At 70.2% G+C, this 25,116-nt stretch carries 24 protein-coding genes; 13 read left to right on the forward strand and 11 right to left on the reverse strand.

Annotation, left to right across the window (positions count from 1 at the left end; all coding sequences use genetic code 11):
- Window positions 1–12: 12 nt before the first annotated feature.
- From LRD69_RS01505 to LRD69_RS01520, 4 genes are read right to left on the reverse strand one after another with little or no spacing between them, the layout of a single operon-like run.
- Window positions 13–2,403 (reverse strand): glycoside hydrolase family 3 N-terminal domain-containing protein, encoded by a 2,391-nt coding sequence (locus LRD69_RS01505; protein WP_277324723.1) that lies wholly within the window; start codon window positions 2,401–2,403, stop codon window positions 13–15.
- Between the two features lie 52 nt (window positions 2,404–2,455).
- On the reverse strand, window positions 2,456–3,349 hold the full coding sequence (locus tag LRD69_RS01510; RefSeq protein WP_277324724.1) for a carbohydrate ABC transporter permease: 894 nt from the start codon (window positions 3,347–3,349) through the stop codon (window positions 2,456–2,458).
- Window positions 3,350–3,353: 4 nt separating this feature from the next.
- The gene (locus LRD69_RS01515) at window positions 3,354–4,283 is read right to left on the reverse strand and encodes a sugar ABC transporter permease (RefSeq protein ID WP_277324725.1); all 930 of its coding nucleotides are present in this window, start codon (window positions 4,281–4,283) and stop codon (window positions 3,354–3,356) included.
- Between the two features lie 2 nt (window positions 4,284–4,285).
- Window positions 4,286–5,533, reverse strand: coding sequence for an extracellular solute-binding protein (locus LRD69_RS01520; RefSeq protein WP_277324726.1), 1,248 nt, complete (start codon window positions 5,531–5,533; stop codon window positions 4,286–4,288).
- A 213-nt stretch (window positions 5,534–5,746) separates the two neighbouring features.
- Here LRD69_RS01520 and LRD69_RS01525 point away from each other — a divergent pair, with 213 nt between their 5' ends.
- The 3 genes from LRD69_RS01525 to LRD69_RS01535 all read left to right on the forward strand — a co-directional run bounded on the left by LRD69_RS01525 (window position 5,747) and on the right by LRD69_RS01535 (window position 8,395).
- Window positions 5,747–6,805, forward strand: a complete 1,059-nt coding sequence (locus LRD69_RS01525) for a LacI family DNA-binding transcriptional regulator (protein ID WP_277324727.1) — start codon at window positions 5,747–5,749, stop codon at window positions 6,803–6,805.
- Between the two features lie 90 nt (window positions 6,806–6,895).
- Window positions 6,896–7,153, forward strand: coding sequence for a hypothetical protein (locus LRD69_RS01530; RefSeq protein ID WP_277324728.1), 258 nt, complete (start codon window positions 6,896–6,898; stop codon window positions 7,151–7,153).
- A gap of 153 nt (window positions 7,154–7,306) precedes the next feature.
- Window positions 7,307–8,395 carry an exo-alpha-sialidase gene (locus LRD69_RS01535; protein WP_277329588.1) on the forward strand — a complete coding sequence of 363 codons (1,089 nt, stop codon included), beginning with the start codon at window positions 7,307–7,309 and terminating at the stop codon, window positions 8,393–8,395.
- 126 nt (window positions 8,396–8,521) lie between these two features.
- On the opposite strand, the gene LRD69_RS01540 is transcribed toward LRD69_RS01535, so the two are convergent.
- The gene (locus tag LRD69_RS01540) at window positions 8,522–8,995 is read right to left on the reverse strand and encodes a DUF5990 family protein (RefSeq protein ID WP_277324729.1); all 474 of its coding nucleotides are present in this window, start codon (window positions 8,993–8,995) and stop codon (window positions 8,522–8,524) included.
- A 422-nt stretch (window positions 8,996–9,417) separates the two neighbouring features.
- Here LRD69_RS01540 and LRD69_RS01545 point away from each other — a divergent pair, with 422 nt between their 5' ends.
- Window positions 9,418–9,834: a VOC family protein gene (locus LRD69_RS01545; RefSeq protein ID WP_277324730.1), complete on the forward strand. Its 417-nt coding sequence runs from the start codon at window positions 9,418–9,420 to the stop codon at window positions 9,832–9,834.
- 428 nt (window positions 9,835–10,262) lie between these two features.
- Here the strand turns inward: LRD69_RS01545 and LRD69_RS01550 are convergent, their stop codons facing one another.
- Window positions 10,263–11,336 (reverse strand): membrane dipeptidase, encoded by a 1,074-nt coding sequence (locus LRD69_RS01550; RefSeq protein ID WP_277324731.1) that lies wholly within the window; start codon window positions 11,334–11,336, stop codon window positions 10,263–10,265.
- Complete coding sequence (locus tag LRD69_RS01555; protein WP_277324732.1) at window positions 11,333–12,679, reverse strand: amidohydrolase family protein; 1,347 nt, start codon at window positions 12,677–12,679, stop codon at window positions 11,333–11,335. Before LRD69_RS01555 ends, LRD69_RS01550 begins: the two co-directional genes overlap by 4 nt.
- A gap of 92 nt (window positions 12,680–12,771) precedes the next feature.
- Here LRD69_RS01555 and LRD69_RS01560 point away from each other — a divergent pair, with 92 nt between their 5' ends.
- The 5 genes from LRD69_RS01560 (at window position 12,772) to LRD69_RS01580 (ending at window position 17,431) form a co-directional block, all read left to right on the forward strand.
- Entirely contained in the window at window positions 12,772–13,608 is an 837-nt protein-coding gene (locus tag LRD69_RS01560; protein ID WP_277324733.1) for an IclR family transcriptional regulator, read from the forward strand.
- Window positions 13,609–13,613: 5 nt separating this feature from the next.
- Window positions 13,614–14,549: an NAD(P)-binding domain-containing protein gene (locus tag LRD69_RS01565; RefSeq protein WP_277329589.1), complete on the forward strand. Its 936-nt coding sequence runs from the start codon at window positions 13,614–13,616 to the stop codon at window positions 14,547–14,549.
- A gap of 673 nt (window positions 14,550–15,222) precedes the next feature.
- Entirely contained in the window at window positions 15,223–15,804 is a 582-nt protein-coding gene (locus LRD69_RS01570) for a sugar O-acetyltransferase (protein WP_277324734.1), read from the forward strand.
- Window positions 15,805–15,816: 12 nt separating this feature from the next.
- Window positions 15,817–16,362 (forward strand): TetR family transcriptional regulator, encoded by a 546-nt coding sequence (locus LRD69_RS01575; RefSeq protein WP_277324735.1) that lies wholly within the window; start codon window positions 15,817–15,819, stop codon window positions 16,360–16,362.
- 280 nt (window positions 16,363–16,642) lie between these two features.
- Window positions 16,643–17,431: a VOC family protein gene (locus tag LRD69_RS01580; protein ID WP_277324736.1), complete on the forward strand. Its 789-nt coding sequence runs from the start codon at window positions 16,643–16,645 to the stop codon at window positions 17,429–17,431.
- A gap of 177 nt (window positions 17,432–17,608) precedes the next feature.
- On the opposite strand, the gene LRD69_RS01585 is transcribed toward LRD69_RS01580, so the two are convergent.
- Window positions 17,609–18,286 carry a uracil-DNA glycosylase gene (locus LRD69_RS01585; protein ID WP_277324737.1) on the reverse strand — a complete coding sequence of 226 codons (678 nt, stop codon included), beginning with the start codon at window positions 18,284–18,286 and terminating at the stop codon, window positions 17,609–17,611.
- Between the two features lie 379 nt (window positions 18,287–18,665).
- Here LRD69_RS01585 and LRD69_RS01590 point away from each other — a divergent pair, with 379 nt between their 5' ends.
- The gene (locus LRD69_RS01590) at window positions 18,666–19,673 is read left to right on the forward strand and encodes a BadF/BadG/BcrA/BcrD ATPase family protein (RefSeq protein ID WP_277324738.1); all 1,008 of its coding nucleotides are present in this window, start codon (window positions 18,666–18,668) and stop codon (window positions 19,671–19,673) included.
- A 143-nt stretch (window positions 19,674–19,816) separates the two neighbouring features.
- Window positions 19,817–20,740 carry a hypothetical protein gene (locus tag LRD69_RS01595; protein WP_277324739.1) on the forward strand — a complete coding sequence of 308 codons (924 nt, stop codon included), beginning with the start codon at window positions 19,817–19,819 and terminating at the stop codon, window positions 20,738–20,740.
- A 134-nt stretch (window positions 20,741–20,874) separates the two neighbouring features.
- On the opposite strand, the gene LRD69_RS01600 is transcribed toward LRD69_RS01595, so the two are convergent.
- Entirely contained in the window at window positions 20,875–21,930 is a 1,056-nt protein-coding gene (locus tag LRD69_RS01600) for a lactonase family protein (RefSeq protein ID WP_277324740.1), read from the reverse strand.
- A gap of 217 nt (window positions 21,931–22,147) precedes the next feature.
- Between LRD69_RS01600 and LRD69_RS01605 the strand changes: the two genes are divergently transcribed.
- Window positions 22,148–22,483: a hypothetical protein gene (locus LRD69_RS01605; RefSeq protein WP_277329920.1), complete on the forward strand. Its 336-nt coding sequence runs from the start codon at window positions 22,148–22,150 to the stop codon at window positions 22,481–22,483.
- Window positions 22,474–22,806, forward strand: coding sequence for a tyrosine-type recombinase/integrase (locus tag LRD69_RS01610; protein WP_277329590.1), 333 nt, complete (start codon window positions 22,474–22,476; stop codon window positions 22,804–22,806). Before LRD69_RS01605 ends, LRD69_RS01610 begins: the two co-directional genes overlap by 10 nt.
- Window positions 22,807–23,024: 218 nt before the next feature.
- Here the strand turns inward: LRD69_RS01610 and LRD69_RS01615 are convergent, their stop codons facing one another.
- Entirely contained in the window at window positions 23,025–24,536 is a 1,512-nt protein-coding gene (locus LRD69_RS01615; RefSeq protein WP_277324741.1) for an FUSC family protein, read from the reverse strand.
- A 255-nt stretch (window positions 24,537–24,791) separates the two neighbouring features.
- Window positions 24,792–24,971 (reverse strand): hypothetical protein, encoded by a 180-nt coding sequence (locus LRD69_RS01620; protein WP_277324742.1) that lies wholly within the window; start codon window positions 24,969–24,971, stop codon window positions 24,792–24,794.
- Window positions 24,972–25,116: the final 145 nt, after the last annotated feature.

The raw sequence follows: 25,116 nt of genomic DNA on the forward strand, positions 1-25,116 counted from the left end.
CAGGGGGCAGATTCAGATCAGTTCGATCGACGTGTCGCAGACGAGCCGGCGCCGGTGATCGACCGTGCGCTCGGGACCGGTGAGCCGCAGCTGCACGATCTGCTGGACGTCGGCGGCCGCGCTGGATGTCGCGAGCCGCAGTTCGAGATCGCCGGGTTCGACGATTCGCCGGCCGCCGATACCGGTGAAGGACACCAGATCGGCATGGAAGCGGAACCGGACGCGTCGGGCCTGCCCGGGGGCGAGCGGCACTCGGGCGTACCCGATCAGCCGCGACTCCGGGCGGGTGGTCTGGGCGACCGGGTCGTGCACATAGAGCTGCACGACTTCGGCGCCCTCCCTGTCGCCGCTGTTGCGGACGGTGAGTTCGATGTCGGTGGAGCCGTCGGTCGGGAGCTCGGCCGGGACGGAGGCCCCGGGCTCCCACTCGAACGAGGTGTACGACAGCCCGTGTCCGAAGGGGTAGAGCGGTGTCGGGTCGAGGTTGCTGACCCCGTTGGCCAGTCCCAGCGGCGGCTGCAGGTACGTCCACGGCTGGCCGCCCGGACCCTGCGGAACGCCGATCGGGAGACGGCCGGAGGGGTTCACCCGGCCGGAGAGCACGCCGGCCAGGGCCGGACCGCCCTCCTCGCCCGGGAAGAACGCCTGCACAGTGGCGGCCGTACGGTCCGCCCAGCGGCCCAGTGCGTACGGACGGCCGGTCAGCAGCACCAGGACGACCGGGGTTCCGGTGGCCAGCAACGCGTCGAGCAGCTCACCCTGCACACCGGGCAGCGAGAGGTCGGCGGCGTCGCAGCCCTCACCCGAAGTGCCGCGGCCGAACAGCCCAGCTCGGTCGCCGAGCACGGCGACGCACACATCGGCGTCCCGGGCGAGCTCTGCCGCCGCGGCGATACCGGAGGTGTCCGTGCCGTCCACGTCGCAGCCGGCCGCCGCATCGATGTCCGCACCGGGAAACTCCGTGCGCAGTGCTTCGAGGACGGTCGGAATCTCGATCCCCATGGACACCTCGGGGTGCGAGACGCCGACATGGCTGGGGAAGGAGTAGCAGCCGAGCATGGCCAGCGCGTCGTCGGCGCGCGGTCCGACGACGGCGATCCGGCCGTCGCCGCGCAGCGGCAGCACATCGCCGGAGTTGGCGAGCAGCACGACGGCCTGCTCGGCCAGCTGCCGGGCCAGCGCCCGGTTCTCCGGCGGGTCCAGGTCCACGGTGTCACGCGCCTGCTCGGGGTCCGTCCCGATCAGCACGGCCGGCAGCGGCGACCATTCCGGGTCGAGCAGCCCGAGTTCGCACTTCTGGAGCAGGACGCGGTTCAGCGCCCGGTCGACCAGCTCCTCGGCCACGACGCCGTCCTGCACGGCGGCGACGAGCGCATCGCCGTAACTGCGGACGGTGGGAAGCTCGACATCGACCCCGGCGGCCAGCGCGAGACGGGCGGCGCCCGCACGGTCGGCGGCGACCTTGTGCAGCGTCTCCAGGAACCCGATGCCGAAGTAGTCGGCCACCACGGTGCCGGTGAACCCCCAGGTGTCCCTGAGCAGTTCGGTGAGCAGCGCCGGGTCGGCCGCCGCGGGGACGCCGTCGATCTCGGCGTACGAGTGCATCACCGAACGGGCACCGCCCTCGCGCAGCGCCATCTCGAAGGGCGGGAGGACGACGTCGGCCATCTCCCGCGCTCCGGCACGGACCGGTGCGAGGTTGCGGGCGCCGGCCGAAGCGGCGTATCCGGCGAAGTGCTTGAGGGTGGCGACGATACCGGCGGACTCAAGACCCCGGACGTACGCGGTGCCGATGGTCCCGACGAGGTACGGGTCCTCGCCGATGGTCTCCTCCACACGGCCCCAGCGAAGGTCGCGCACCACGTCGAGGACGGGCGCCAGCCCTTGGTGGATACCCACCGACCGCATGTCACGGCCGATGCGATGGGCCATCTCGGTCACCAGGTCCGGGTTCCACGCGGCACCCCAGGACAGCGGGACGGGGTAGGCGGTGGCGCCCCAGGCGGTGAAACCGGCCAGGCACTCCTCGTGGGCGACCGCCGGGATGCCGAACCGTCCGGCCTCCACGATCCGCTCCTGGGCGCGGGCCAGGGAAACAGCGCCGACTCCGGGATCCACCGGGGCGGTACCGAACGGGCGGGTCAGCTGGCCCAGGCCGCGGGTGATGAGCTCGTCCCAGTCGACCGGGTCGATCATGTCGTTCTGGTGCGGAGCCACCCCGTCGCCATCGGCGTCGGCACCCACCCAGACTCCGTACAGCTGCGCGGCCTTCTCCTCCAGCGTCATCCGGGCGACGAGGTCGGCCACCCGGGTCTCGGGGGTGAGTGAAGGGTCGCGCCACGGGCCGTCGGCGGCGGGGGGCCGGGCGGCCTGGCGGGCATGCGGGGCAGGGGGGATTGCCATGGCGGCAGGGGTTCCTCTCATGAGTGCAGTGGTGCGGGGCGGCGTGGGTGTGCTACTTGCCGCCCACCCCCATCAGGCCGTTGACCAGCGCCTTCCGCGCCACGAGGTACACGGCGAAGATCGGCACGACGGAGAGGACGATCGCGGCCAGGACGGCCGGAATGTTGACTCCGAACTGGGTCTGGAAGTTGAAGAGACCGAGAGTCAGGACCCGGTTCTCCTCCGACTGCGTCAGGATCAACGGGAAGAGGAAGCCGTTCCACGCCTGGAGCGCGGTGTAGATCGCCACCGTGCTGATGCCGGCCTTGGACATGGGGACCGCCAGCTGCCACAGCATCCGCAGGGGCGAGGCACCGTCGAGCGACATCGCCTCGTACATCTCCTCGGAGACGTCGCGCATGGTGCCGCTGAGTACCAGCACCGCCACCGGCATCGCGAAAGCGGCGGTCGGCAGGATGATCGCGGGCAGGGTGTCGTACAGCCCCATCTTGCCGATCAGCAGGTACAGCGGCACGATCACCGCCTGAGCCGGGATCGCCACGCCGAGCAGGAAGGTCCGGAAGGCGAGCGAGGAGAGCCGGCTGCGGGTACGCACCGCCACATAGGCGACGGGCACCGAGAGCAGCAGCACGATGGCCACGGTGGACGCGGCGACGATGGCCGTGTTGACGAGCATCGTGGAGAAGCCGCTGTCCAGCACGGTGCTGTAGTTGTCGAGCGTCGGATTCGTGGGGAAGGCCAGCGGGTCCCCGTTGAGCGCCTCGTCCTGGTGCATCAGCGACGAGGAGATCAGGGTGTAGAGCGGTACGACCACGATGATGAGCCAGACCAGCGAGCCCAGGCCGGCCAGTGGGTTGCCCCAGCGCTTGCGACGGCCGGCGACGGCCGCACGGCGTCGGACGGCGGGCGACACGGCCGGTGCCTCGAGGCGGGTGTCGATTGACATCTCGTCACATACCTTCCCGGGTGGACCGCATGTTCCCGAAACCGCTGAAGCGGACCAGGATCAGCGACAGGGCGGTGGCCACCACGACGAGGGCCGTGGCGATCGCCGCGGCATAGCCGAGGTCGTAGGTCTGGAAGCCGGTCCGGTACATCAGATACGGCAGGACCGTGGTGTCCGTGCCGGGACCGCCCTTGGTCATGATCAGCACGGTGTCGAAGTACGTCAGCGAGCCGACGATCATCAGAACCGACGAGGTCGTGATGGTGTGGCGCAGCTGCGGCAGCGTGATGTGGAAGAACTGCCGGAACATGCCGGCGCCGTCCATCTCCGCCGCCTGGTAGAGCACCTCGGGGATCTGCCGTGCACCGCCCTGGTAGATCAGGGTGTGGAACGGCATGAACTGCCAGCCGCCGACGAACGCCACGGTGAGCAGGGCGCCGGTGGAGGATCCCATGATGTTCGGGTCGATCCCGAACCAGGGCCCAATCTCCTTGATCACGCCGAAGTTGGGGTCCAGCAGGGCGTGGAAGAGCATGGCGATGGCGGTGGTGGAGAGCAGCAGCGGGACGAAGAAGACCGCGGAGAGCACGGCCCTGCTGCGCTGCCGGCCCGCCGCCCAGACACCGAGGAGCAGTGCCACGGGGGTCTGGAAGGCCCAGCTGACGGTGGTCAGCAGAAGGCTCAGCCAGGCGGCCTGGCGGAATTCCGGGTCCTTGAACAGGCGGGTCCAGTTGTCCAGGCCGGTCGGGGTCGGGGAGTTCAGCCCGTCCCACTGGCAGAAGGAGAGGTAGACGGCGATCGCCAGCGGGACGATCGCGAAGACGGCGAAGAAGAGGATGCCGGGCAGTGCCCAGCTGACCGGAGGACGGCCGACGTTTCCGACGGCCGTCTTCCTGTCCCCACGCGTCTTCACGTGCGGAGTGTGGTGGGACATGCTTACTTGACGGCCTTCATCGCTGCGACGAACTGCTCAGGGGTGGACTTGCCGGCGAACAGCTTGCTGAGCTCGGTGAGCAGCGGGGTGGCGTACTGGGACTCCAGTGCCTGGTCCCACGAGAGCGTGAAGCTGGGCGCCTTCTGGACCAGGCTGTACTGGTCGTTGGCGAACTGCGGGTTGGGCGACGTGCTGAGCATCGAGGCCGCGTTGGAGGTCGTCGGGATGTCCCCGTTGTCGACCAGGGCCTTGGCGTACTCCTCCGAAGCCATCGTCTTCAGGAAGGCGATCGCCGCGTCCTTGTGCTTGGTGCGCGCGTTGATCGACCAGTAGTTGGTCGGGTTGCCCACCACGTCCGCCGCGTCGCCGACGCCGCCGGCAACGGTCGGGAACGCCGTCCAGCCGAGGTCCTTCTTGGCGAACTCGGGCGCCTTGCCCAGCTGCGTGGAGTACTCCCACGAGCCCATGAGGTGCATGGCGGCCTTGCCCTTGTTGAGGAGCGTGGGCGCGCCGCCGTTGCCGTAGTCGACCGCGTTGAAGTTCTTGCCGAAGGCACCCTGGTCGATGAGCTGCTTGACGGTCTGGGCCGCCTTCAGCACCGCCGGGTCGCCCCAGCCGGAGGTGTCGCCGTTCTGGATCTTCTGGAAGACCTCGGGTCCGCCGATCCGGTCGAGCAGGTACTCCATCCACATCAGCTCGGGCCACTTGTCTGCGCCGCCGAGCGCGAAGGGGGTTATGCCCTTGGCCTTGAAGGTGGTGATGGCCTTCTGCAGGTCGTCCCAGGTCTTGGGAGCCTCGAGCTTGTTCTCGGCGAAGAGCGACTTGTTGTAGAAGAGCATCACGGGCTGCATGCCGCGCATCGGCACCCCGTAGATCTTCCCGTCGAGGCCGCCCGCCGTCATGATCGACGGAAGGAATCCGTCCTTGAGCTCAGGGGTGCTGTTGACCGTCGGCGTGAGGTCGACCAGCTGCTTGGCGTCGACGTACGGCTTGATCGAGCCGCCGCCCCAGTTGAAGAAGACGTCCGGGGCGCTGGGCGAGCCCATCGCGCTGCGGAGCTTGTTCACGTAGTCGGTGCCGGGCACCGATACCAGCTTGACCTTGACCTTCGAGGTCTTGTTGAACTTCGTGACCGCGGCCTGCTGAACCTTGACCGCGTCATCGCCGTAGACGTATGCGGTGATGGTTCCACCGTCGCTACCGCTGTCCCCGCTCGTACCGCAACCCGCCAGCAGTCCGGCCATTACCATGGCCGCACCCGCTGCGGTCCATCTCGCCGTACGTGTGCCCTGAGTGAAAATGCCCGACCGCATGACCGCACCTCTGTCGAATGTTTCGGGTTAGCTTTCGAATGTTGCCGGAACCGTACGATCGCGTTTCGGGCACGTCAAGAGGGGAAGCGGAGGTATTTCCAAACCCTTACCCCTTCCCCGTTCGGACTCGCGGGAAGCTAGGATCCCCGCATGAGCCCTGCAAAGGTCCAGTCCCCTCAGGAGAAGGCGCCCGCCGACGAGCCGTCGGAGAGCACCGCAACGCTGGCCGAAATCGCGCGCGCAGCCGGAGTTTCGGCTCCGACAGTTTCGAAAGTGCTGAACGGTCGCGCCGACGTCGCACCGAGTACGCGTACCCGTGTGGAGGAGCTGCTGCTCCTTCACGGCTACCGCCGCAGGCGGGGTTCCACGGCACAGTCGCAACTGATCGATCTGGTCTTCCACGAGCTCGACAGCGGCTGGGCCATGGAGGTCGTCCGGGGCGTCGAGAACGTCGCACGGGAAGAGGGACTGAGCCTGGTCCTCTCCGAGAGCGCCGGCCGGCTGTCCCCCGGCCAGACCTGGGTGGACGGCGTGCTGGCCCGTCGGCCGGTCGGTGTGATCCTGGTGCTGTCGGATCTGACCGCGGCCCAGCGAGCCCAGCTGACCAGCCGCAACATACCGTTCGCGGTTGTTGATCCGGCCGGCGACCCGGGCGACGACGTGGCGTCGGTCGGGACGACGAACTGGCAGGGCGGGCTGGCGGCCACCCGCCATCTGACCGGCCTCGGGCACCGGCGGATCGGCGTCATCAGCGGCCCGTCGCGCATGATGTGCAGCCGGGCCCGGGTCGACGGCTACCGGGCGGCGATGGAGACCGCGGGGCTCCCCATCGATCCCGACCTGGTCCGGGAGGGCGAGTTCTCCCACGAGGACGGATACAGGGCGGGTCTGGAACTGCTCCGGCTCCCCGAGCCGCCCACCGCCGTGTTCGCCGGCAACGATCTGCAGGCGCTCGGCGTCTACGAGGCCGCGCGCGAGCTGGGTCTGCGCATCCCGGAGGACCTCAGCGTCGTCGGCTTCGACGATCTGCCGCTCACCCGGTGGATCGGGCCGCCGCTCACCACCGTGCGGCAGCCCCTCATCGAGATGGCCGAGACCGCCGCCCGGCTGGTCCTCGACATGAGCCGGGGCCGGCAGCCCGCGACCTCCAGCGTCGACCTCGCCACCAACCTCGTGGTCCGCAGTAGCACCGCGCCGCCGCGCCCCTGACGCCGCGCCCGGCGCGGTCACCGCGTCGTGGGGCGGGCGACGGGCCGCACGCACCGTCGGCCGGTACGACGGCATTCCCGGGTACGGGTGATGTCCGAGGTGCACGCGACGACGGCCGCGCCGCAGAACACCGCGTCGCCCGCAGCGCTCGGCCGGATCGGTTCCCGGCGCGTCCGGGATGCGAAGGTGTCCGGGACATCGAAGAGTCCGGGACCCGTGAAGGACGACGGCAGCACGTTGCGGGTCCTCACCCGCGCGCACCGCGGCCGCGGGCGGCCGGCCCCCGCAGTCGCTCAGCCGTACCGGCCGCCGCACGTCCCGGAACCCGCCGGACGGCTGACCGGATAACCGTACGGGGCCGTCCCTTCTCCCGGCGACAAGGCCCGCCCTCCCCCGTCAACGCCGTCCGACCTGCACAGAAGCCACTTCCGGCTACCACTGTCAGTGGTGGGGTGCAGACTGTCCGTGTCCGAGACAATGGCGTTCCGGGAGGTGTCGGCGATGACCGACGTACTGCTCACTGTGGGGACTCGTAAGGGACTTTTCATCGGCCGCAGGCGTGATGGCGCCTGGGAGTTCGGCGACCCGCACTTCAACGCACAGGCGATCTACTCGATCGCCATCGACAGCCGCGGGACAGTCCCCCGGCTCCTGGTCGGCGGGGACAGTGCGCACTGGGGGCCATCGGTCTTCCACTCCGACGACCTGGGCGCGACATGGGTCGAGCCGAAACAACCTGCGGTGAAGTTCCCGCAGTTCACCGGCGCCTCGCTGGAGCGGGTCTGGCAGCTGCATCCGGCCGGGGCGGAGGCCCCCGATGTCGTGTACGCGGGGACGGAGCCGGCCGCACTGTTCCGTTCGGAGGACCGCGGGGAGTCGTTCGAGCTGGTACGGCCTCTGTGGGAGCACCCGACGCGCTCGAAGTGGGTGCCGGGCGGGGGCGGCGAGGGACTCCACACGATCCTGACCGACCCGAGGGATGCCCGGGCCGTGACCGTCGCGGTCTCCACGGCCGGAGTGTTCCGCACCAAGGACGGCGGTGCGAGCTGGGACCCGTCGAACAAGGGGGTATCGGCGGTCTTCCTGCCTGATCCGAATCCGGAGTTCGGCCAGTGCGTCCACAAGGTCGCCCGGGACGCCGCCGATCCGGACCGTCTCTATCTGCAGAACCACTGGGGTGTGTTCCGCAGCGACGACTCCGGGGACAACTGGACGGACATCGGCCAGGGGCTGCCGTCCGACTTCGGATTCGCCGCGGCCACCCATCCGCGCCGGGCGGGGACGGCGTACGTCTTCCCGATCAATGCCGACGCCGACCGCGTCCCCGCCGAGCACCGCTGCCGGGTGTTCCGCACGAATGACGCCGGCCGGACCTGGGAGCCGCTGTCGGCGGGACTGCCGGAGGAGATGCACTACGGCACGGTGCTGCGCGACGCGCTCTGCACCGACGACGCCGATCCGGCTGGGGTCTACTTCGGCAATCGCAACGGCGAGGTGTACGCGAGCGGGGACGACGGGGACAGCTGGGAGCAGTTGGCCTCGCATCTGCCGGATGTGCTCTGTGTCCGGGCGGCGACCATCGGCGGTTGATCTCCGCGGTCGTGTGAGCGGGCCGTGGCCGGGGCGTCGGCGCGACGTGGTGCGGGCGGCGCTGCCGGCGGCGGTGGCGCATCCGGGGTCGTCGACAGCGGTGCCGGTGCAAAGCGACGGGCGCCGTCAGTCGGTGGGCTCCGCGGTCCAGGCGACGGCCGGAGGAACGACCCGCGAGCACAGGGGTGCGCCGCACGCGTCGGTCAGGCCGAGGCGTCCGACCAGCAGGCCGCCGCGTGCGGCGGCGTCGAGCACCTCGGAGGGGACCGCGTCGAGCATGAGCTTGGCGCGGCGGAACATCGTGAAGGCGCCCGACGCGTCGACCGTGCCCCACGACAGGTAGATGAACCGGCCCCCCGGACGGCCCTGGACGTACGGGCCTTTCACATCGGTCCCGGTCGGCGAGGCAACCGTGGCGCACTCCAGGGTCCAGGTTGCGGACGCGGCATCGCCCGGCTGGGGATCGAGAAGTTCCGCCCGGCGGTCGCGGCGTTGCACGGCGACATGGATGTTGCCGTAGGTGGAGACGTCGCCGTCGGGCGCCACGGACGGGCGGCAGGTGAGGCCGGGCAGGTCGACGGCGTCGATACGGATACGCATACCGGTCAGCACCCCTGTCATCGTTCGCGTCGCTGCGTCACGGTCTGCGCCGCTCCAGAAACTCGTGCTCGACCGTACGAGCTCGACCGTACAAGGCCGACTGGTCCCGACGAGGGCATCCCCACGTGACCACGCAACATCTCGTGGCCGGCCACGGTCCTGACACGTACCGGTGCTCGGTCTGCGCAGATGCCGACCGAGCAGGCGGACCGTGGCCAAGGGCTGTCGCGTCATCCCTGGTGGGCGCACGACGACAGCTGCGGCACCTCGCCGCATGCCCGAACCACCCACATACGCCCGGTATGAGGTTTTTTCTCCGCTGTGCGATGCACCACATCTGACGCCGCGCGCTGAACCACCGGGGATGACGGGACAGCCCTTAGTGTGCAGTTGCTGACAGAACGTCATGAAAGGATCACGCTGTGGCCTCTCGACTCAACCCGTACATCAGCTTCGCCGGTGACGCCAGGCAAGCCATCGACTTCTACCAGGGCGTCTTCGGCGGCACCTTGAACGTCCACACATTTGGCCAGTTCGGATCCGAGGCGCCTCCCGGGTACGCCGACAAGGTCATGCACGGCATGCTGGAGACCCCGAGTGGCTTCACCCTCATGTGCGCAGACAACCCGCCGGGCATGGAGCACAAGCCGGGCGACAACTTCGCCGTGAGCCTGAGCGGCGACGACGCCGACGAGTTGCGCGGCTACTGGGAGAAGCTGTCCGCCGGCGGCAATGTGTCGGTGCCGCTGGAGAAGCAGATGTGGGGCGACGTGTTCGGCATGTGTACCGACAAGTTCGGCATCGGCTGGATGGTCAACATCAGCGAGGCCGGGGCCTGACACGACCCGGCACCGTATCCCGAGGGGCCGCGGCACAGCGCCGTGGCCCATCGGGTGCGGCGGCGCTGCACGCGGACTGCTGTGTGCTGCAGGCGACTGCTCAGGGGACGCCACGGTCGGGATGTGACGGGACGCAACCGTCGGCGTCGCCGGAGTCCGCCGACGCCGCTCGGTCCCTCCACCGTAGAGAAGAAGGCACCTCGAAGGCTCAGCCTTTCGGTCACGGTCGACCGGCCGAAAGTACGAGGTGTACTCGTCCCGCCCCCATCCACACGTACGTCAGGCCTACGCACTCCTGGGACGGGCAGGACGAAACGCGCTTCCGTGATCCCGTCCGGGAAAGCCACCCGGACGATCTCCCCGTGCGATGTCTCCGCAGGGTGCCCGGCCGGACCCTCGTGCCGCCTCCGGCACTTCTCCCGCCCCGCTCAGCCCCAGATGCGCTCGGCGTAGTCGGCGAAGTTGCGTCCGAGGATCTTCTCGATCCGCTCGGAGCCGTAGCCCCGCTTCTCCAGCAGCCGTATCAGCTCGCGGAACTGCTCCACGCCGCGCAGGTCGACCACGAAGGGGTACGTGTCGGCGCGCTCACCGGCGGCGCCGACGCCGGCGGCCTGTCGCCGGGCGACGTGCTCGGCGAGCCGGGCCCGGTAGGCGTCCAGGTCGTCTATGCCGGTCACCGGTCCGTCGGTGCCGATGCCGACGGCGTCCTCGCCGCAGACGTTCACCGCATGGTCGATGTGCGCAACCACGTCGGCGGCGGTGGCGTGGCCGGTGGGGTTGAGGAACGGCATGAAGTAGATGCCGACGAAGCCGCCGCGCGAGGCGACCAGCCGGAGCTCTTCGTCCGTCTTGTTGCGCGGCAGGTCCGTGAGAGCACGGCACCCCGTGTGATTGATCGACACCGGTCGGGTGGAGATCCGGGCCGCCTCCAGGCACGTGTTCTCGCCGCTGTGCGACAGGTCGACCATCATCCGGCTCTCGTTGACGGCCTCGACCACCTCGCGGCCGAACGGGGTCAGGCCGCGGTTCTCCGTGGCCATGGATCCGTCGCCCAGGTGGTTGGTCTGGTTGTACGTCAACTGGAAGACGCGGACGCCGAGTTCCTGGAAGGTGTCGATCCGGCTGAGGTCGTCGCCGACGGCGACGCCGTTCTGGAAGCCGTAGATCACTCCGATCCGGCCCTCGGTCCTGGCGCGGTACAGGTCGGCGGCGGTACGGACCCCCATCAGGTCGTCGGAGTTGGCGCGGATCAGGCCGTCCCAGACCTCGATCTCGTGCAGGGTGTGCTCATAGGGCGGCAGGTCACCCATCACATACCCGAGGGTGATGTTGACGGCGGTCACCCCGGAGGCACGGGCGTCGGTCAGTGCACGGGCATCGATCGCCAACTCATCGATGGACTGGATGAGTTGACCGGCACCCTCGGCCGCTTCCGGGGCATTGGGATTCTCCAGGCCGCCCAGGGCGTTGATGATGAGCATGTCGCGGGGTGCGGCGGTCATCGGCCCGTCCGTCCTTCCGGGGAGTCCTGCGTGTCATCCTGCGGCGTGAAGCCGGCGCGGTTCAGGCGCAGTCCGCGCTTGACCACGCAGGAGATGCTGCGAAGGTTCCGGATGTCGGCCAGCGGGTCCTGCCGCAGCACCACGAAGTTGGCGAGCTTGCCCTCGGCGACGGTGCCCATGACGTCCTCGGCCCCCATGCTGAGCGCGCCGACCAGGGTGGCCGAGCGAATGGCCTGCACGGCGGGGATGCCGCAGCGCTCGACCAGGAACACCAGCTCGTCATGGAGCGAGGGGTACGGCTGCGCGGGCTCGGTCTCGTAGTCGGTGCCGGCCGAGATCTCGACGCCGGCCCGGAACGCCTGGCCGGTGAGCGCGGCCGACAGCTCGGCGTTCGCCCGGGCCTGCGCCTGCGCCTCTGGGGTGTCGGCGTCGTCGGCCAGCCGGTCCCACAGCGCGTTGGTGGCGTCCAGGACGGTGCCGCGCTCACGCATACGCGCGAACAGCCCGGCCATCTCCCGGTCGTCGCCGGAGACGAAGCGGTCACGGTCCACCGGGGGCTTGTCCTTGTAGGTGGTCAGCGGACGGTCGGCGAACTCGTGGACGAGCAGGTGGACGTGGGAGACGGCGTCCACCCCTGCGTCCACCACCTCACCGGGCGAGGCGGGGAAGACGGCCGCGTGGGCCCACACGCCAAGGCCCTGCCGGTGTGCCTCGGCGGTGATCGCCGCAACGGTGGCGGCCGGCAGGTCGGCGTAGATCTTGACGGCGGTGGCGTGGGTGCCGCGCGCCAGGGCGATCGCCAGCGGCAGGTCGGTGGCGTCGGTGACGGCCTGCATCCACGGGACCTCACCGGGCACCGCCCCCTGCGAGACCTGCCAGGTGCGCGGGTCGTCGAAGAAGCCGGGTCCGGCGGTCAGCGCGGCGTAGTGGATGTCGGGTCCGGGGATCTCCCCGACCAGGGTGGCGCGGGCCAGGTCGGCGACCTGGCGCAGGTCGTCGGCCATATCGCGGATCGCGGTCACTCCGCCGTAGACCTGGCGGCGCAGTGCGGCCTCGGCCACCGGGCGGTTCGGCGGGGTGGCGATGTGCTGATGCGAGTCGATCAGGCCGGGAACGACGAAATCCCCCTGGAGGTCGACGATCTGCGCATCGGCGAGGAGCGCGGCGGGTATCTCGCCGTCCGGCGCGACCGCCCGGATGTGCGCGCCGTCCACGACGACCGAGGTGGACGGGCGGGCGGGGCCGCCGGTGCCGTCGATCAGGGTCGCGCCCCGGTACAGCACCACGGTGCCCTCCGCCGGGGCGGCGAAGGGGACCGGAGCGCCGACATCCTCGTGAGCCATCGGTTACGCCTCTCCGTCGTTGCGTGAGCTGAGGAGTTACAACTGTTGTAATAGTGGTTACGCCAGTTGGAACGTACGCTACCGTCCTGGGTATGCCGACGAGAAGAGGAGAGGGGTGGTCGGGAGTGCCGAGGTCCTCCAGTTCGGCCGTCGACAAGGCACTTGACCTCGTGGAGGCGGTCTCACGCTCCGACCGTCCGCTGCGGCTGAGCGAGATCGCCGAGATCGTCGGACTGCATCGTCCGACCGCCTACCGCGTGCTCGCCGACCTCGTCCGGCGCGGCTGGGTGCTGCGCACCGGCGATCACTATCTGCCCGGTGCGGCCGTGCTGCGGCTGTCGCGCACGGCATCCGCCCACTCGCTTGCCGCGCTGTCCCGTCCGGCCATGGAGGTGCTGGCGGCGCGCACCGGGATGATGGTCAACCTCCAGGTGCTGGAGCACGACCGCTCACGGGTGGTGGACGCAGTCCGCCCCTCCCGGCTGGAGATGATCAGCCTGCTCAGTGACGAGGCCCTGCCCGTGCACCGTTTCGCCGGTCCGCTGGCACTGGTCGCCGCGCTGCCTCCGGAGGCCCGCGGCCCCTACCTGCGGCCCGCCGAGGACGACGGCCACCCGATGACCGGGCCGCACGGCCTGCTCGCCGACCTGGCGCGGGTGGAGCGGACAGGCTTCGCGGTGGAGCGCGGACGCAGCGAAGCGCTGGTTGCCTCGGTCAGCCGCGCGGTCGTAGCCGAGCGGGGACAGCCACTGTGCGCACTGACGGTGGTCGGACCAGCCGCCGAATTCCAGGAGCCCCTGCTGACCGAGTTGCGCAACGCCCTGCTTGTCGCCACGGCCGACCTGGCCGAGGCGCTGGGGGTGGCGGCCGGGCCGGCCGGTTCCGTGCCCGCCGACTCTGCCGACGCGCGGGCGGAGCAGCTGCGTTGAGCGGGGTGCTGGTACTGGACGCGGCGCAGACCCGCGCCTCCCTCGACCCGGACCGACTGGCCGAGGCTCTCACCGTCGCCCTGGTCGCGATCGCTCGCGGTACGGTCTCCGCCCCTCCGCGGGTCGCCGCGCAGGCTCCGGCCGGGTTGCTCGGGGTGATGCCCGCCCATGTCCCCGGCCTCGGCCTCGCCGCCAAGCTGGTCTCCGTGTTCGCCGACCCGGCGCACACCGGCCGCAGTTCCCATCGGGGAGTCGTCGCCCTGTTCGACGAGCAGGACGGCCGGCCCCTGGCCCTGATGGACGCGGAGTCCATCACCGCCGTGCGCACCGCCGCCACTGCGACACTGGCCATGCGGGCGCTCGCACCGCCGGGGGCGGCCCGGATCGCCGTGCTGGGCACGGGAGTTCAGGCCGCCGCACAGCTCGGCCTGCTCGCACGGCAGAACCCCGGGACCCCCGTGGTGGTCGGCGGCCGGGACCCCGGCCGGGCCAGGGCCCTCGCCGCCAGGCACCCGCAGGCCACCGCTGACAGCATCGAGGGCGCGGTGCGCGGCTCGGACGTCGTGCTCTGCTGCACCGGCGCGCGCGAGCCCGTGCTGTGCCGCGCCTGGCTGGCCGAGGGCGCCCATGTCGGCTCGGTCGGCGGCTCCCACGGACCGGAGCTGGACCCGGAAACCGTCGGGGACGGATCGCTCTTCGTGGAGTGGACCGGCGCGGTCACTTCGCCACCGCCCGCCGGGGCGCACGAACTCCAGGACTGCCTGCCCGAGCGGGCCACGATGCTGGGCACGGTCCTCGACGGCAGCCACCCGGGCCGCCGCCACCCCGGGGAACTGACGGTCTTCAAGTCCACCGGCCACGCCGCACTGGACGTCGCCGCGGCCGCCGTGGTCCACGCGTCCGCCCGCGAGCGGCGCCTCGGCACACGCCTGGCGTTGTGAGAGCACGTCCTGCGCCGTGGGGCATGCCCCGTGGGTCCGGCGGACCATGCCGGGTCCAGGGGCCGCAGGGTGACAGGCCGACAGCTACCCCGATCCCCGGGTCAGGCCCTGACCTTGAGGAAGTCCCCTGACCCTTACGGCGCTTCGGGCTCGCCACCCGACTCCCGGGCTGAGGTTCGGTGCATTTTCCGGGCCCGCAGGCGCGGAAACAGGTACCAAACGGCCACCACGGCTGCTGCCGTCACCGCAGTGCGCCACCAGCCCTCGTAGATGTGCATGAGACTCGTGACGATGCACATGATGACGGTGAACACAGCCCAGCTCACGAACCACCGAGCCGCCTCGACCGCTCGTCCCCGTTGTCCCATGGCGCAAGCGTACGCACCAGGACGCTCACCGACCGGTCGTGCCCACCCGATGCCGAGCACACTCCCTACGCTGCCCGGCCCCTGCTTCGGAACAGCTGTCAAGGGCGATGCGGCCGACGATGGCGCCCGCGGTGCCGGTGAGCTGCTTCGGTGGAGGCCGGCCGGCGGGTGCATTGCGGGGCGGGCAGGACGTCGAGCTGCGCGAGGTCCCGTGGACTGAGCGGCGCTCGGGCGCCTCGGCGGCGCCTCGGCCGTCGCACTCCGGAGGTGTACGTTCGTACCCTCCGGAGTGTACGATCGTACGCATGTCGACGGATTACTTTGCGGACGACCCGCGCACCAACCTGGAACGCATGCTCGCCGGCGACCTCTACATCGCCGACGACCCCGAGATCGCCCGCAGGCAGCGGCGCGCCATGCAGCTCGCCGCCCGCTATCAGACCGCCTTCCCCGAGGACCCCGTCAAGGCCCGGGCGATCCTTGACGAATTGCTCGCCTCCACGGGCGAGGACATCGAGGTGCGGCCGCCGCTGTACGTCGACTACGGCAGCAACATCACCATCGGAGCCCGTACCTTCGTCAACTACAACCTGACCGCGCTGGACGTCGCCCGGATCACCATCGGCGAGGACTGCCAGATCGGCCCCAACGTCCAGCTCCTCACCCCCACCCATCCGTTGGAGCCGCAGCCCCGACGCGACAAGCTGGAGGCCGCACTCCCCATCACCATCGGGGACAACGTCTGGCTCGGTGGAGGCGTCATCGTCTGCCCCGGTGTGACCATCGGCGACAACAGCGTGATCGGCGCCGGCGCGGTGGTCACCAAGGACATCTCCGCGAACGTCGTCGCCGTCGGCAACCCCGCCCGCCCGATCCGCACCCTCTGAGGCCCGTCACCGATGGCCACCGGACACACGGATCCACAGCGGCGCGAGCGCATCATCACCGCCACCCTCGACCACATCGCCGACGCAGGCGTCGCCGGGGTGTCCCACCGCAGGATCGCCACCCGCGCCGAGGTGCCCCTCGGCTCCATGACCTACCACTTCACCGGCATCGACGACCTGCTCCGTGAGGCCTTCACCCGCTTCGCCGACCACATCGTGGCCGTCTTCGAGCAACACCTCGGCCGCGCCGACAGCCCCGAACAGGCACGTGAGGCCGTCACCGAACTCATCCACACGCTCTCCGCAGGGCCCCGACGCGACCTGATCCTGACCCAGGAGCTGTACACCCTCGCCGCCCGGCGCCCGGAATACCGGGAGTTGACGCAGGCATGGATGCGGCGCAGCCGGCACCTGCTGGAGCGGCACTTCGACCCGGACACGGCCCGCCAGCTCGACGCACTCATCGAGGGCCTCACCCTGCACCGAGCCCTGGATGACACGCCCCACAGCCGCGACCTGACCCGCCGGGCGGTCACCCGCATCACCACCACCGCCTGACAGCGGCCATGAAACGGCCTGTGGGGGCGCGGACCTGACACCGCGCCCCCACAGGCACGAGTCCGCACAGCCCAGCACTGCCTGGTGGCGCAGCAGTTGGCGAGCCGGGCCGAATTCCGCGCCGAGCCGCACCGAGGGGACAGCCCTTCACGCCATGCCTGCCCGCGACCAAAAAAATTGACCATATGTTCGAATTCTTTGCCACGCGTGAAACAAGATCAACGAATAGCGTGGCAAGCCGGACACCAGTCATCTCCCCCTACCAGGAGGAAGTCAGACCATGGCCGTGAAACCTGAAGGCGCGCCCTGCTGGGCCGACGCGATGTTCCCCGACCTGGAGGCCGCGAAGGACTTCTACGGTGAACTGCTGGGCTGGACCTTCGGCGACTCGTCGGAGGAGTACGGCAACTACACGCAGGCGTACTCGGGCGACAAGAATGTCGCCGCCCTCTCCCCGCAGATGCCCGGCTGGGAAGGCCCGCCGGCCTGGAGCATCTACCTCGCTTCACCGGACGTCGACGCGACCGCCGGCAAGATCCGTGACAACGGCGGCGCGTTGATGATGGAGCCGATGTCCGTCGGCGAGTTCGGCAAGATGCTGCTGGCCAAGGACCCGAGCGGCGTCGTCTTCGGCGTCTGGCAGCCGGGCACGCACAAGGGCTTCGAGAAGGAGGGCGAGGCCGGCGCGTTCTGCTGGGCCGAGGTCACCACACGCGACGTGAAGAAGGCCGACGACTTCTTCCCCGCCGTCTTCGGCTACGGCGTGAAGACCATGCAGGACGAGGCCGTCGACTTCAAGCTCTACGACCTCGGCGACGACACCGTGCTCGGCCGGATGAAGATCACGGAGGACTGGCCGGCCGAGGTCCCGCCGTACATCAACGTCTACTTCGCCGTCGACAGTTGCGACGACGCGATCGCCACCGTCACCAAACACGGCGGCCAGGTGCACTTCGGCCCGCACGACAGCCCGTTCGGCCGCTTCGCTGCCGTCTCCGACCCGCAGGGCGCGACCTTCTCCGTGATCGACCTCAAGTCGACGAAGGGTGAGATGCCCAAGATCACCTGAGTCACAAAGAACCGATACCCGACCGGGTCCGCGGACGCTCGTCGGCCGCGGACCCGAGGGGCACCACCCGCGCCGAGGAGCAACCGGCCGGAGAACGCGGACCATGCCCACCGAAAGCTGCGGTCCAGGAAAGACGTCGCGCACCGGCTGCAGGCTCAGGAACCGCCGGCCACCGGCTCAGGGCAGTCGCCAGTCCACCGGCTGGGCGCCCTGGCGGACCAGAAGGTCATTGGCCCGGCTGAACGGACGGGAACCGAAGAACCCGCGGTCCGCCGACATCGGCGAGGGATGGGCGGACTCGATCGCCGGGTAGTCCTCGAGGAAGGGGCGCAGATTACGGGCGTCACGCCCCCACAGGATCGACACCAGAGGCTTGCCGCGCGCGGCCAGCGCACGGATCGCCTGCTCGGTCACTTCCTCCCAGCCCTTGCCACGGTGAGCCCCGGGCTTGCGCGGTGCCGTCGTCAGCGCTCTGTTGAGCAGCAGCACACCCTGCCGCGTCCAGGGCGTCAGATCGCCGTTGGACGGGCGGGGCAGTCCCAGGTCCGTGTGCAGCTCCCGGAAAATGTTCTCCAGGCTGCCCGGCAACTGACGCACGTCGGGAGCGACCGCGAAGCTGAGCCCGATGGCCATTCCGGGGGTCGGGTAAGGGTCCTGACCCACGATCAGAACCCGCACCTCGTCGAAGGGCTGCTGGAAGGCGCGCAACACGTGTGCGCCGGCCGGTAGATAGGTGCGCCCGGCCGCGATCTCGGCACGCAGAAAATCCCCCATCGCAGCGATACGACCGGCCACGGGGCTCAGCGCATCAGCCCACCCGGGCTCAACAAGTTCGTTCAGAGGTCGTGCTGCCACGAAACATCACCCTACAGTCGTACACGGCGCACGCCCAGACCGGCCTGTGCAGTTCGGGCTCGCCGGCGGGCCCCGCACTCCCCCTGCCTCCGCAGCATTTCCGCTGCGTGCCGTTCGCGACGGGATGCGCCGTCCCACCGGCCCCCCTGCCCCACTTACCCGGCGGTCAGGATAGGCTGCCGCCGTCATTCTTCTTCTTCCTGGAGACGGTCCATGAGGTCGCGTAGGCACTCGCCGGAAAGCAGCGGTGCTCCTTGCGCCCAGTGATCAAGCCACTCGACTGCCGTACCGCCCGCGAGTTCTCCGGGGTGCGGCCGGCCGGCCGCACCGAGGAACCGATGGAGCGCCGTGGAGCGCATCCGGCCGACCGGCGGCTGCCGTGACCGTCGGCGCGGGACAGTACGTCCTCGGGGTGGACTCGGGTGGTTCCGGGCTGCGGGTGGCGCTCGGCGCGATCGGAGCCCCGAAGCCGGTGGCCACGGCGGTCTGCGCCGAGCCGGTGCGTACCGGACCGGGCGGGATCGACGCCGGACACCTGCTGGAGCAACTTCTGCCCGCCGTCCGGGAGTTGCGGGAGCAGGCCGGTGAGCAGGAGCGGTCCGCCGATGGTGCACCCCTCGCCGCCGTAGCGATCGGCGCCGCCGGTATGGGAACGCTGGGGAATCAGCTGCGCGCCGAACTTCCGGCCGCCCTGCAGAGCACGCTCGGGGTCCGGCTCCTCGCGCTGGCCGCCGACGCGGTGACGGCGTACGCCGGAGCGGTCGGACAGCGGCCGGGGGCGGTCGTGGCGGGTGGCACCGGCATGATCGCGCTGGGCACGGATCTGACGAGCTGGCGCCGGGCCGACGGCTGGGGTCATCTGCTGGGCGACAACGGCGGCGGTGCCTGGATCGGCCGGGCCGGTCTCGACGCGGCGATGCGCGCACACGACGGGCGGCGCGGTGGATCGGCCGCGCTGCTGGCCCGGCTGGAAGCGGTGTTCGGTCCGGCGTCCGACCTGCCCGGTCTGCTCTATCCGCGGACCGACCGGCCTGCGCTGCTCGCCTCGTTCGCCCCCGAGGTCGCCGCCTGCGCCGGCGGCGATCCGGTCGCCGCGGGCATCCTGCGGGACGCCGCCGGACATATCGCGGAGGCGGCTGCGGCGGTGTGCCCGGAGCGCGGCCCGGATGGGGAACCGTGCGAAGTGGCCCTGACGGGTGGCTTGTTCCGGATGGGCGACCCGCTCCTCGTACCGCTGCGCGAAGAGCTCGCGCAACAGCTGCCGCAGGCACGGGCGGTCGCCGGATCGGGTGATCCACTGACCGGCGCGTTGCGCATCGCCGAGGCACTGGCCACCGGTGACCTTCGGCTGCCGACGCATCCGACGTTGCTGTACGTGCCCGCCTGAGAGCCCGGGAGGGTGCGGCGGCGAGGACCGACAGAGCAGGGCAGTTGGCCGGAAAGTCATTGATCGGATAAAAGCGGACAGATAACGCCCGACTGGGCCCTCCCTGAACAGGGAGGTACCCAAAACCAGTAGCATGCGGCGCCATGAGCACCCCCACTGGGCCCGCTTCCGGCCTGCCTGTACGAATGCCGCGACCTCGCCAGTCCGGACGGCACCGCCGCCCGGAGCCCGTGGTCGCGCCTGAGGGCGCTGCCGCGCTCGTTCTCGCCGTTCCCGGTACCCCTTCGCCGGCCACCCGCAGCCTGGCCGAAGAAGTGATCAGCATTGCCCGTTCCGAGCTGCCCGGTCTCAATGCCCGGATCGGTTACCTCGACGGCGACGACGCCGAGTACCCCACGCTCGTCTCCGTTCTCGCGGACAGCGCCGCAGAGCGCATCGCGCGCTTCGAGCAGGCGAAGGCCGCGGGCCGTGAGGTCCCCGAGCCCGAGGGTCCGGCGGCGGTCGTGGTGCCGCTGCTCGCAGGACCGGACAGCGCCCTGATCCGGCAGATACGCCAGGCCGTCATGGACAGCCGCGCGCAGGTCGAGCTGACCGATGTGCTCGGCCCGCACCCGCTGCTCGCCGAGGCGCTGCACGTGCGCCTCTCCGAGGCCGGTCTGGCCCGCGCCGACCGCGCCAGGCTGTTCACCGTGGCCACGGCCGCCGACGGCATCGTGCTGGCCACAGTGGGCGGCGAGGAGGCCGTGCAGGCCGCCGGGATCACCGGCATGCTGCTGGCGGCCCGGCTCGCCGTCCCGGTGATGGCCGCCGCCCTGGATGTCGAGGGCTCCGTCGCGTCGATCGCCGAGCAGCTCACGGGCTCCGGTTCGGTGCAGCTGGCCCTGGCGCCGTACCTGGTGGGTCCCGAGGTCGCAGAGGGCCTGCTGGACGCCGCCGCGAAGGAAGCCGGCTGCGCGACGGCCGAGCCGCTCGGCGCGTACCCGGCGATCGGCAAGCTCGTGCTGTCGATGTACATGACGTCGCTCGGCATCGCCCCTGCGGCGCAGCAGGGGGCCCAGGCCCTCTGACCCGGCCGGAACAGAACAGCGGGGCCCGTACCGGAGGATTCGACCGGTACGGGCCCCGCTGTGTGCGGTCCGACATGAGCTGCGCGCCGTGATGGCGTGCCGTGCTTCGGGTGGTACTCCGGGTGGCGGGTCCGTCAGCCGAAGACCACGCAGGAAGCCGCCGGTGCGGTCAGCGAGCCCGCGTGGTGCGGGACGCCGGTCGCCGCGTCCACGGCGAACCAGCTGACGTTCCCGGACCGTTCGTTGGCCGCGTACAGCCACTGGCCGGTCGGGTCGAGCGCCAGGTCGCGCGGCCAGTGGCCACCGCAGCCCACGGTCGCGACCAGGGACGCCTTCTCGCCGGTCTCGTCGAGGGCCAGCACGGCGATGCTGTCGTGCCCCCGGTTGGCGGCCCACAGGAACCGTCCGTCGTGCGAGACGACCACTTCGGACGGGTAGACGACCGCCTCCGCGTCGTCGACCACGTCGTCGGGTATCACCGCGCTCTCGCCGAGCGGTTCGAGGACTCCGGCGGCCGCGTCCCAGCGGCAGACGGTGACGGTCGGTTCGAGCTCGTTCAGGACGTAGGCGTGGCCGCCCGCGGGATGGAAGGCCAGGTGGCGCGGACCGGTGCCCGGCCGCAGCGCGGTCTCGCCATGGAGCCGCAGCGTCCCGGCGGCCGGGTCGAGGGCGCAGACCCGCACGGAGTCGGTGCCCAGGTCCACGCTCAGTACCCAGTTCCCCGACGGGTCGGGCAGCACCTGGTGGGCGTGCGGCGTGCGCTGGCGGTCCGTGTGCGGCCCGTTGCCCTCGTGCTGGAGTACGGATGCGGCGGCGCCCAGCGTTCCGTCGCCCCTCACGGGGAGGGCGGTGACGCTGCCGGAGCCGTAGTTGGCGGTGATCAGATGACCATCGGCGAGGGCCAGATGTGTGGGGCCGTTGCCGCCCACCGGCCGCATCTCGCCGAGAGGCTGCGGCACATCGCCGGTGATGTCCAGCGCGGCGACCGCGCCGGTCTCCGTCTCACTGACCGCGTAGAGGACGGTGGAACCGGGGCCCGGAGCGAGGTACGAGGGATCGGGGACGGCGTCCGTGGCGCCGAGGACGGTGAGTCCCCCCGTCTCCCGGTCCACGGTGGCGACAGTGACCCCGTGCCCTCCCGCCGACGTGAACGATCCGATGAATGCCCGTCCGGCACCGTTCCTGCTCACCGCTTCTGCCCCTCTCCGCCGACGGATCGCGGCGACGGTCGGGGCCGCCGCAATCTTCCGGGGCGACGGTAGCAGTGCACCCCCTCCGGTCTAGACCAGGGCTGTGAGACCGTCGACCGCCGCTGCGGCGCCGCAGGTCAGGCAGTGACCAGCGGGGCGCGCGGCGAGGTGTGCAGGGGGCGGCGAGTTCCGTGAGGGGCCGCTCCAGGACCTGCAGATGGGTGAGTGCGACTTCGGCGCCGGGGTGGTGGTGCGGCGCGGGCGCGGCAAGCAGTTCCCAGCGGTCCTGGCCGCGCCGCGCCAGAGCCAGCACCACGCACACGACGAAGACCTGCGCCTTGTCATGGAGATGATGACGGGCTGCGGTCTACGGAATGGCGAGGCGCACGCCACGAACGTCAACGGGCTCGTCTCACAGGACGTTTACCGGATCAACGACCAGGTCCATGGGCGCCAACGTGTACCGACGCCACTCAAACACCGGAACTGGGGCGAGTTCCGCGAGACGCCGATGCCCGCGAAGACACGCGCGTACTTGATGCAATACACGTAAACACACCCTGCGGATTCGCAGGGGTACCTACTGACCAATGGCGGTCGTGGGGGGCTGGTGTCGGCGGCAGCCCGTACTGCAGCGGAAATGCGTTCCGCCGCAAATGGCAAAAAGTTTTGCGCGCCACTGGCATAACTGCGGGCTACACCATGTACAGCCTGCGCCACTTCTTCGCTTCCAATTGCCTGGCCATCGGTATTCCGATCACGGATGTTGCGGAGTGGATGGGCCACAAGTCCATCGAGGTGACGTATCGCAGCTACCGCCACCTCATGCCGTCCTCCATCGGCAGGGCCGCGAAGCTGCTGGACACGGGTATCTGATCTACGCGCTGCACTGCGGCGCAGGAGCTGGGTGGCGAAGAGTGCGCGTGCGACAACGTCGTGTACGGCGCGGTCGAAGTCCTCAGGCACGGCGAAGCAGAACAGTCTCCGTACCGCGCAAGCGATCGGTCATCATGCTCATCCTGACCCGGATGTCGGAGGCCGAGGAGGGGCGCTGGGTCGGGGTGATGCTCGACAACCTCATCGCGCGCGCAGGCTCAGGCGCCGACCGGAATCTGGCTGGCCCTCCGCAGGGGCACGGCAAGTTCGAGCAGGGCCCGCTCCAGCGCATGGAGGTGGGCGAGCACTGGGTCGGCGCCCCTCGGCTCCGTGGCCGTCGCGTTGCCGAGTCGGAGGGGCCGCCCGACGGTCGGCGCGTCAGTGAGGGCCTCGACGGCGGCCTCCACCCGCCAGCAGGCTGCGGCGAGCCGGATGTCGTGCGAGGCCTCCGGGTCGGCGGCAACGGAGGCCAGGCCGCGCACCTCGCGTGCGCAGTCATCGAGCAGCGCGAGCACATGCCGCGCCCGTCGCTTGCGCGCCTTCATCGGGTTGAGCGGATGCACCAGCGGCGCAAGCGACAAGCGCACCCGGCCGAGGATCGCCTCCAGTTCGACAACGCGCTGGGCTGGGGCAGCGTCCTCGTTCCCGGCTAGCCGGGCAGCGGCCTCCGCCGTGCACGTCTGCACGCACCGCAGTGCCCGCTCCACCCACGCCTCGGTCACGGAGTGCGTGGTTACCGGTAGCACGAACAGCACCGCCAATACTGCGCCGAACGCCCCGGCCGCCGTCTCAGCCACCCGCAGTATGAGCAGACCAGCGTCTAGCACGCCGAGCAGCCCGTACAGCATGCTCGCCATCACGGTCACGGCCAGCATCATCCAGGTATAGGAGACAGCGGCGGTATAGAAGATCCCGAACACGCTCATCGCCACGACCACGGCGGCCACGACCGGCTCATGGTGCAGCGGCACAGCCACGGCGAAGCCCAGCCCGATCCCGAGCACCGTCCCCAAGAATCGCCTGAACCCGCGCACGACGGTCTCACCTCGCGAGGTTGTGGCCACGAACACCCACCAGGTGGCGCCGACCGCCCAGTACCAACGCTGATCGGAGAGCACCTGCCCCAGCGCGAGCGCGAACCCCGCCCCAAACGTGGGTTGCACGGCCTGCCGCGTCGTGATCCGCCCAAGCCCCGCCGCCCCGGTAGTGAGGGCGACCGCTACGGGTGCCGCGAGCCGCCGCTCGTAGCACCACACCGCGAACCGCACCACCGACGACGCAATGAGCGACAGCAGCACGGCCACGTACAGCTCGGGCAGCTGGCCGGGCACGGTGTGCAGGAACTGGGCAGAGAAATAGGCCATAAAGCCGAACACGCCCAGTGAGTGCCCGCGAGGCCCCCACCGCCGCGCGTACACCCCCGCCCCCACGACGGCGAGGAACGCCAGGTCGCGCGCGACGGGCACATCGTGCAGCGCGGCGGCGAGCGTGAGCACCGGGAGACCGACGGCCGGGAGCAACGCGGTCGTAATCGCCTGCCCGCGCACCGTCGGGTCGGTCACCGTGAACAGCGCGAGCAGCGCGGCCAGGCCACCAGCAATGGCCGCCGTCAGCGAGTACCCGGCCGCCCCGCACAGCGCGACGGCGAGCCCAATGCCGAGCACAGCCCGGGATGCGAACCGCAGCCGCATCTGCCCCGGATCGTGTGCGACGAACGCGCTCTTCAGCAAGTTACCCCGCCCCTTTCGCGCATAGACCAGCGCAGACATGAGAAAGGCGCCGCAGAGATCCCGAGGGGACCCGCAGCGCCATTGACAGACCCATCACAGCATCTAGGGGACTGATGGTTCAACTGAGGATCAATCCTTTGGACCAATGGCCCAGGATCACTTCACCTTGCCCGGCCGCAGCAGAGCCAACGGACCAACCCCTCACGCGAAGCCAACGCACGAACGGCAGCCACCGCCTCAGAACCTCCCCCCTGATCACTGCAGCTTCTGCTGCCGAACCCAGGCCATTACCTCGGAAACCTTGAACTGGATCTTGGCGTTGCGGCCACGCCCAAACTTGTACGGAACGAGCCCGAGGGCGTCGCGGTACACCGCGGAGATCGACATGTTCAAGTACTCCGCCGTCGTCTTGGCGTCCATAAATTCCGCAGGCATAGCCACCCAATCTGCCATCGCGTCACAGAGCTCACAGCTTCTCTGCCACCGGCAGATGAATGATCCGACCGACATACGGTTTGGCGTGGCCGAGGATTTCGAGTAGGAGGATGGCAACCCCACCGCACGCACCCTCCGCCCTATG

It is taken from the genome of Streptomyces sp. JH14 (assembly GCF_029428675.1).
Taxonomy (GTDB): Bacteria; Actinomycetota; Actinomycetes; order Streptomycetales; family Streptomycetaceae; genus Streptomyces.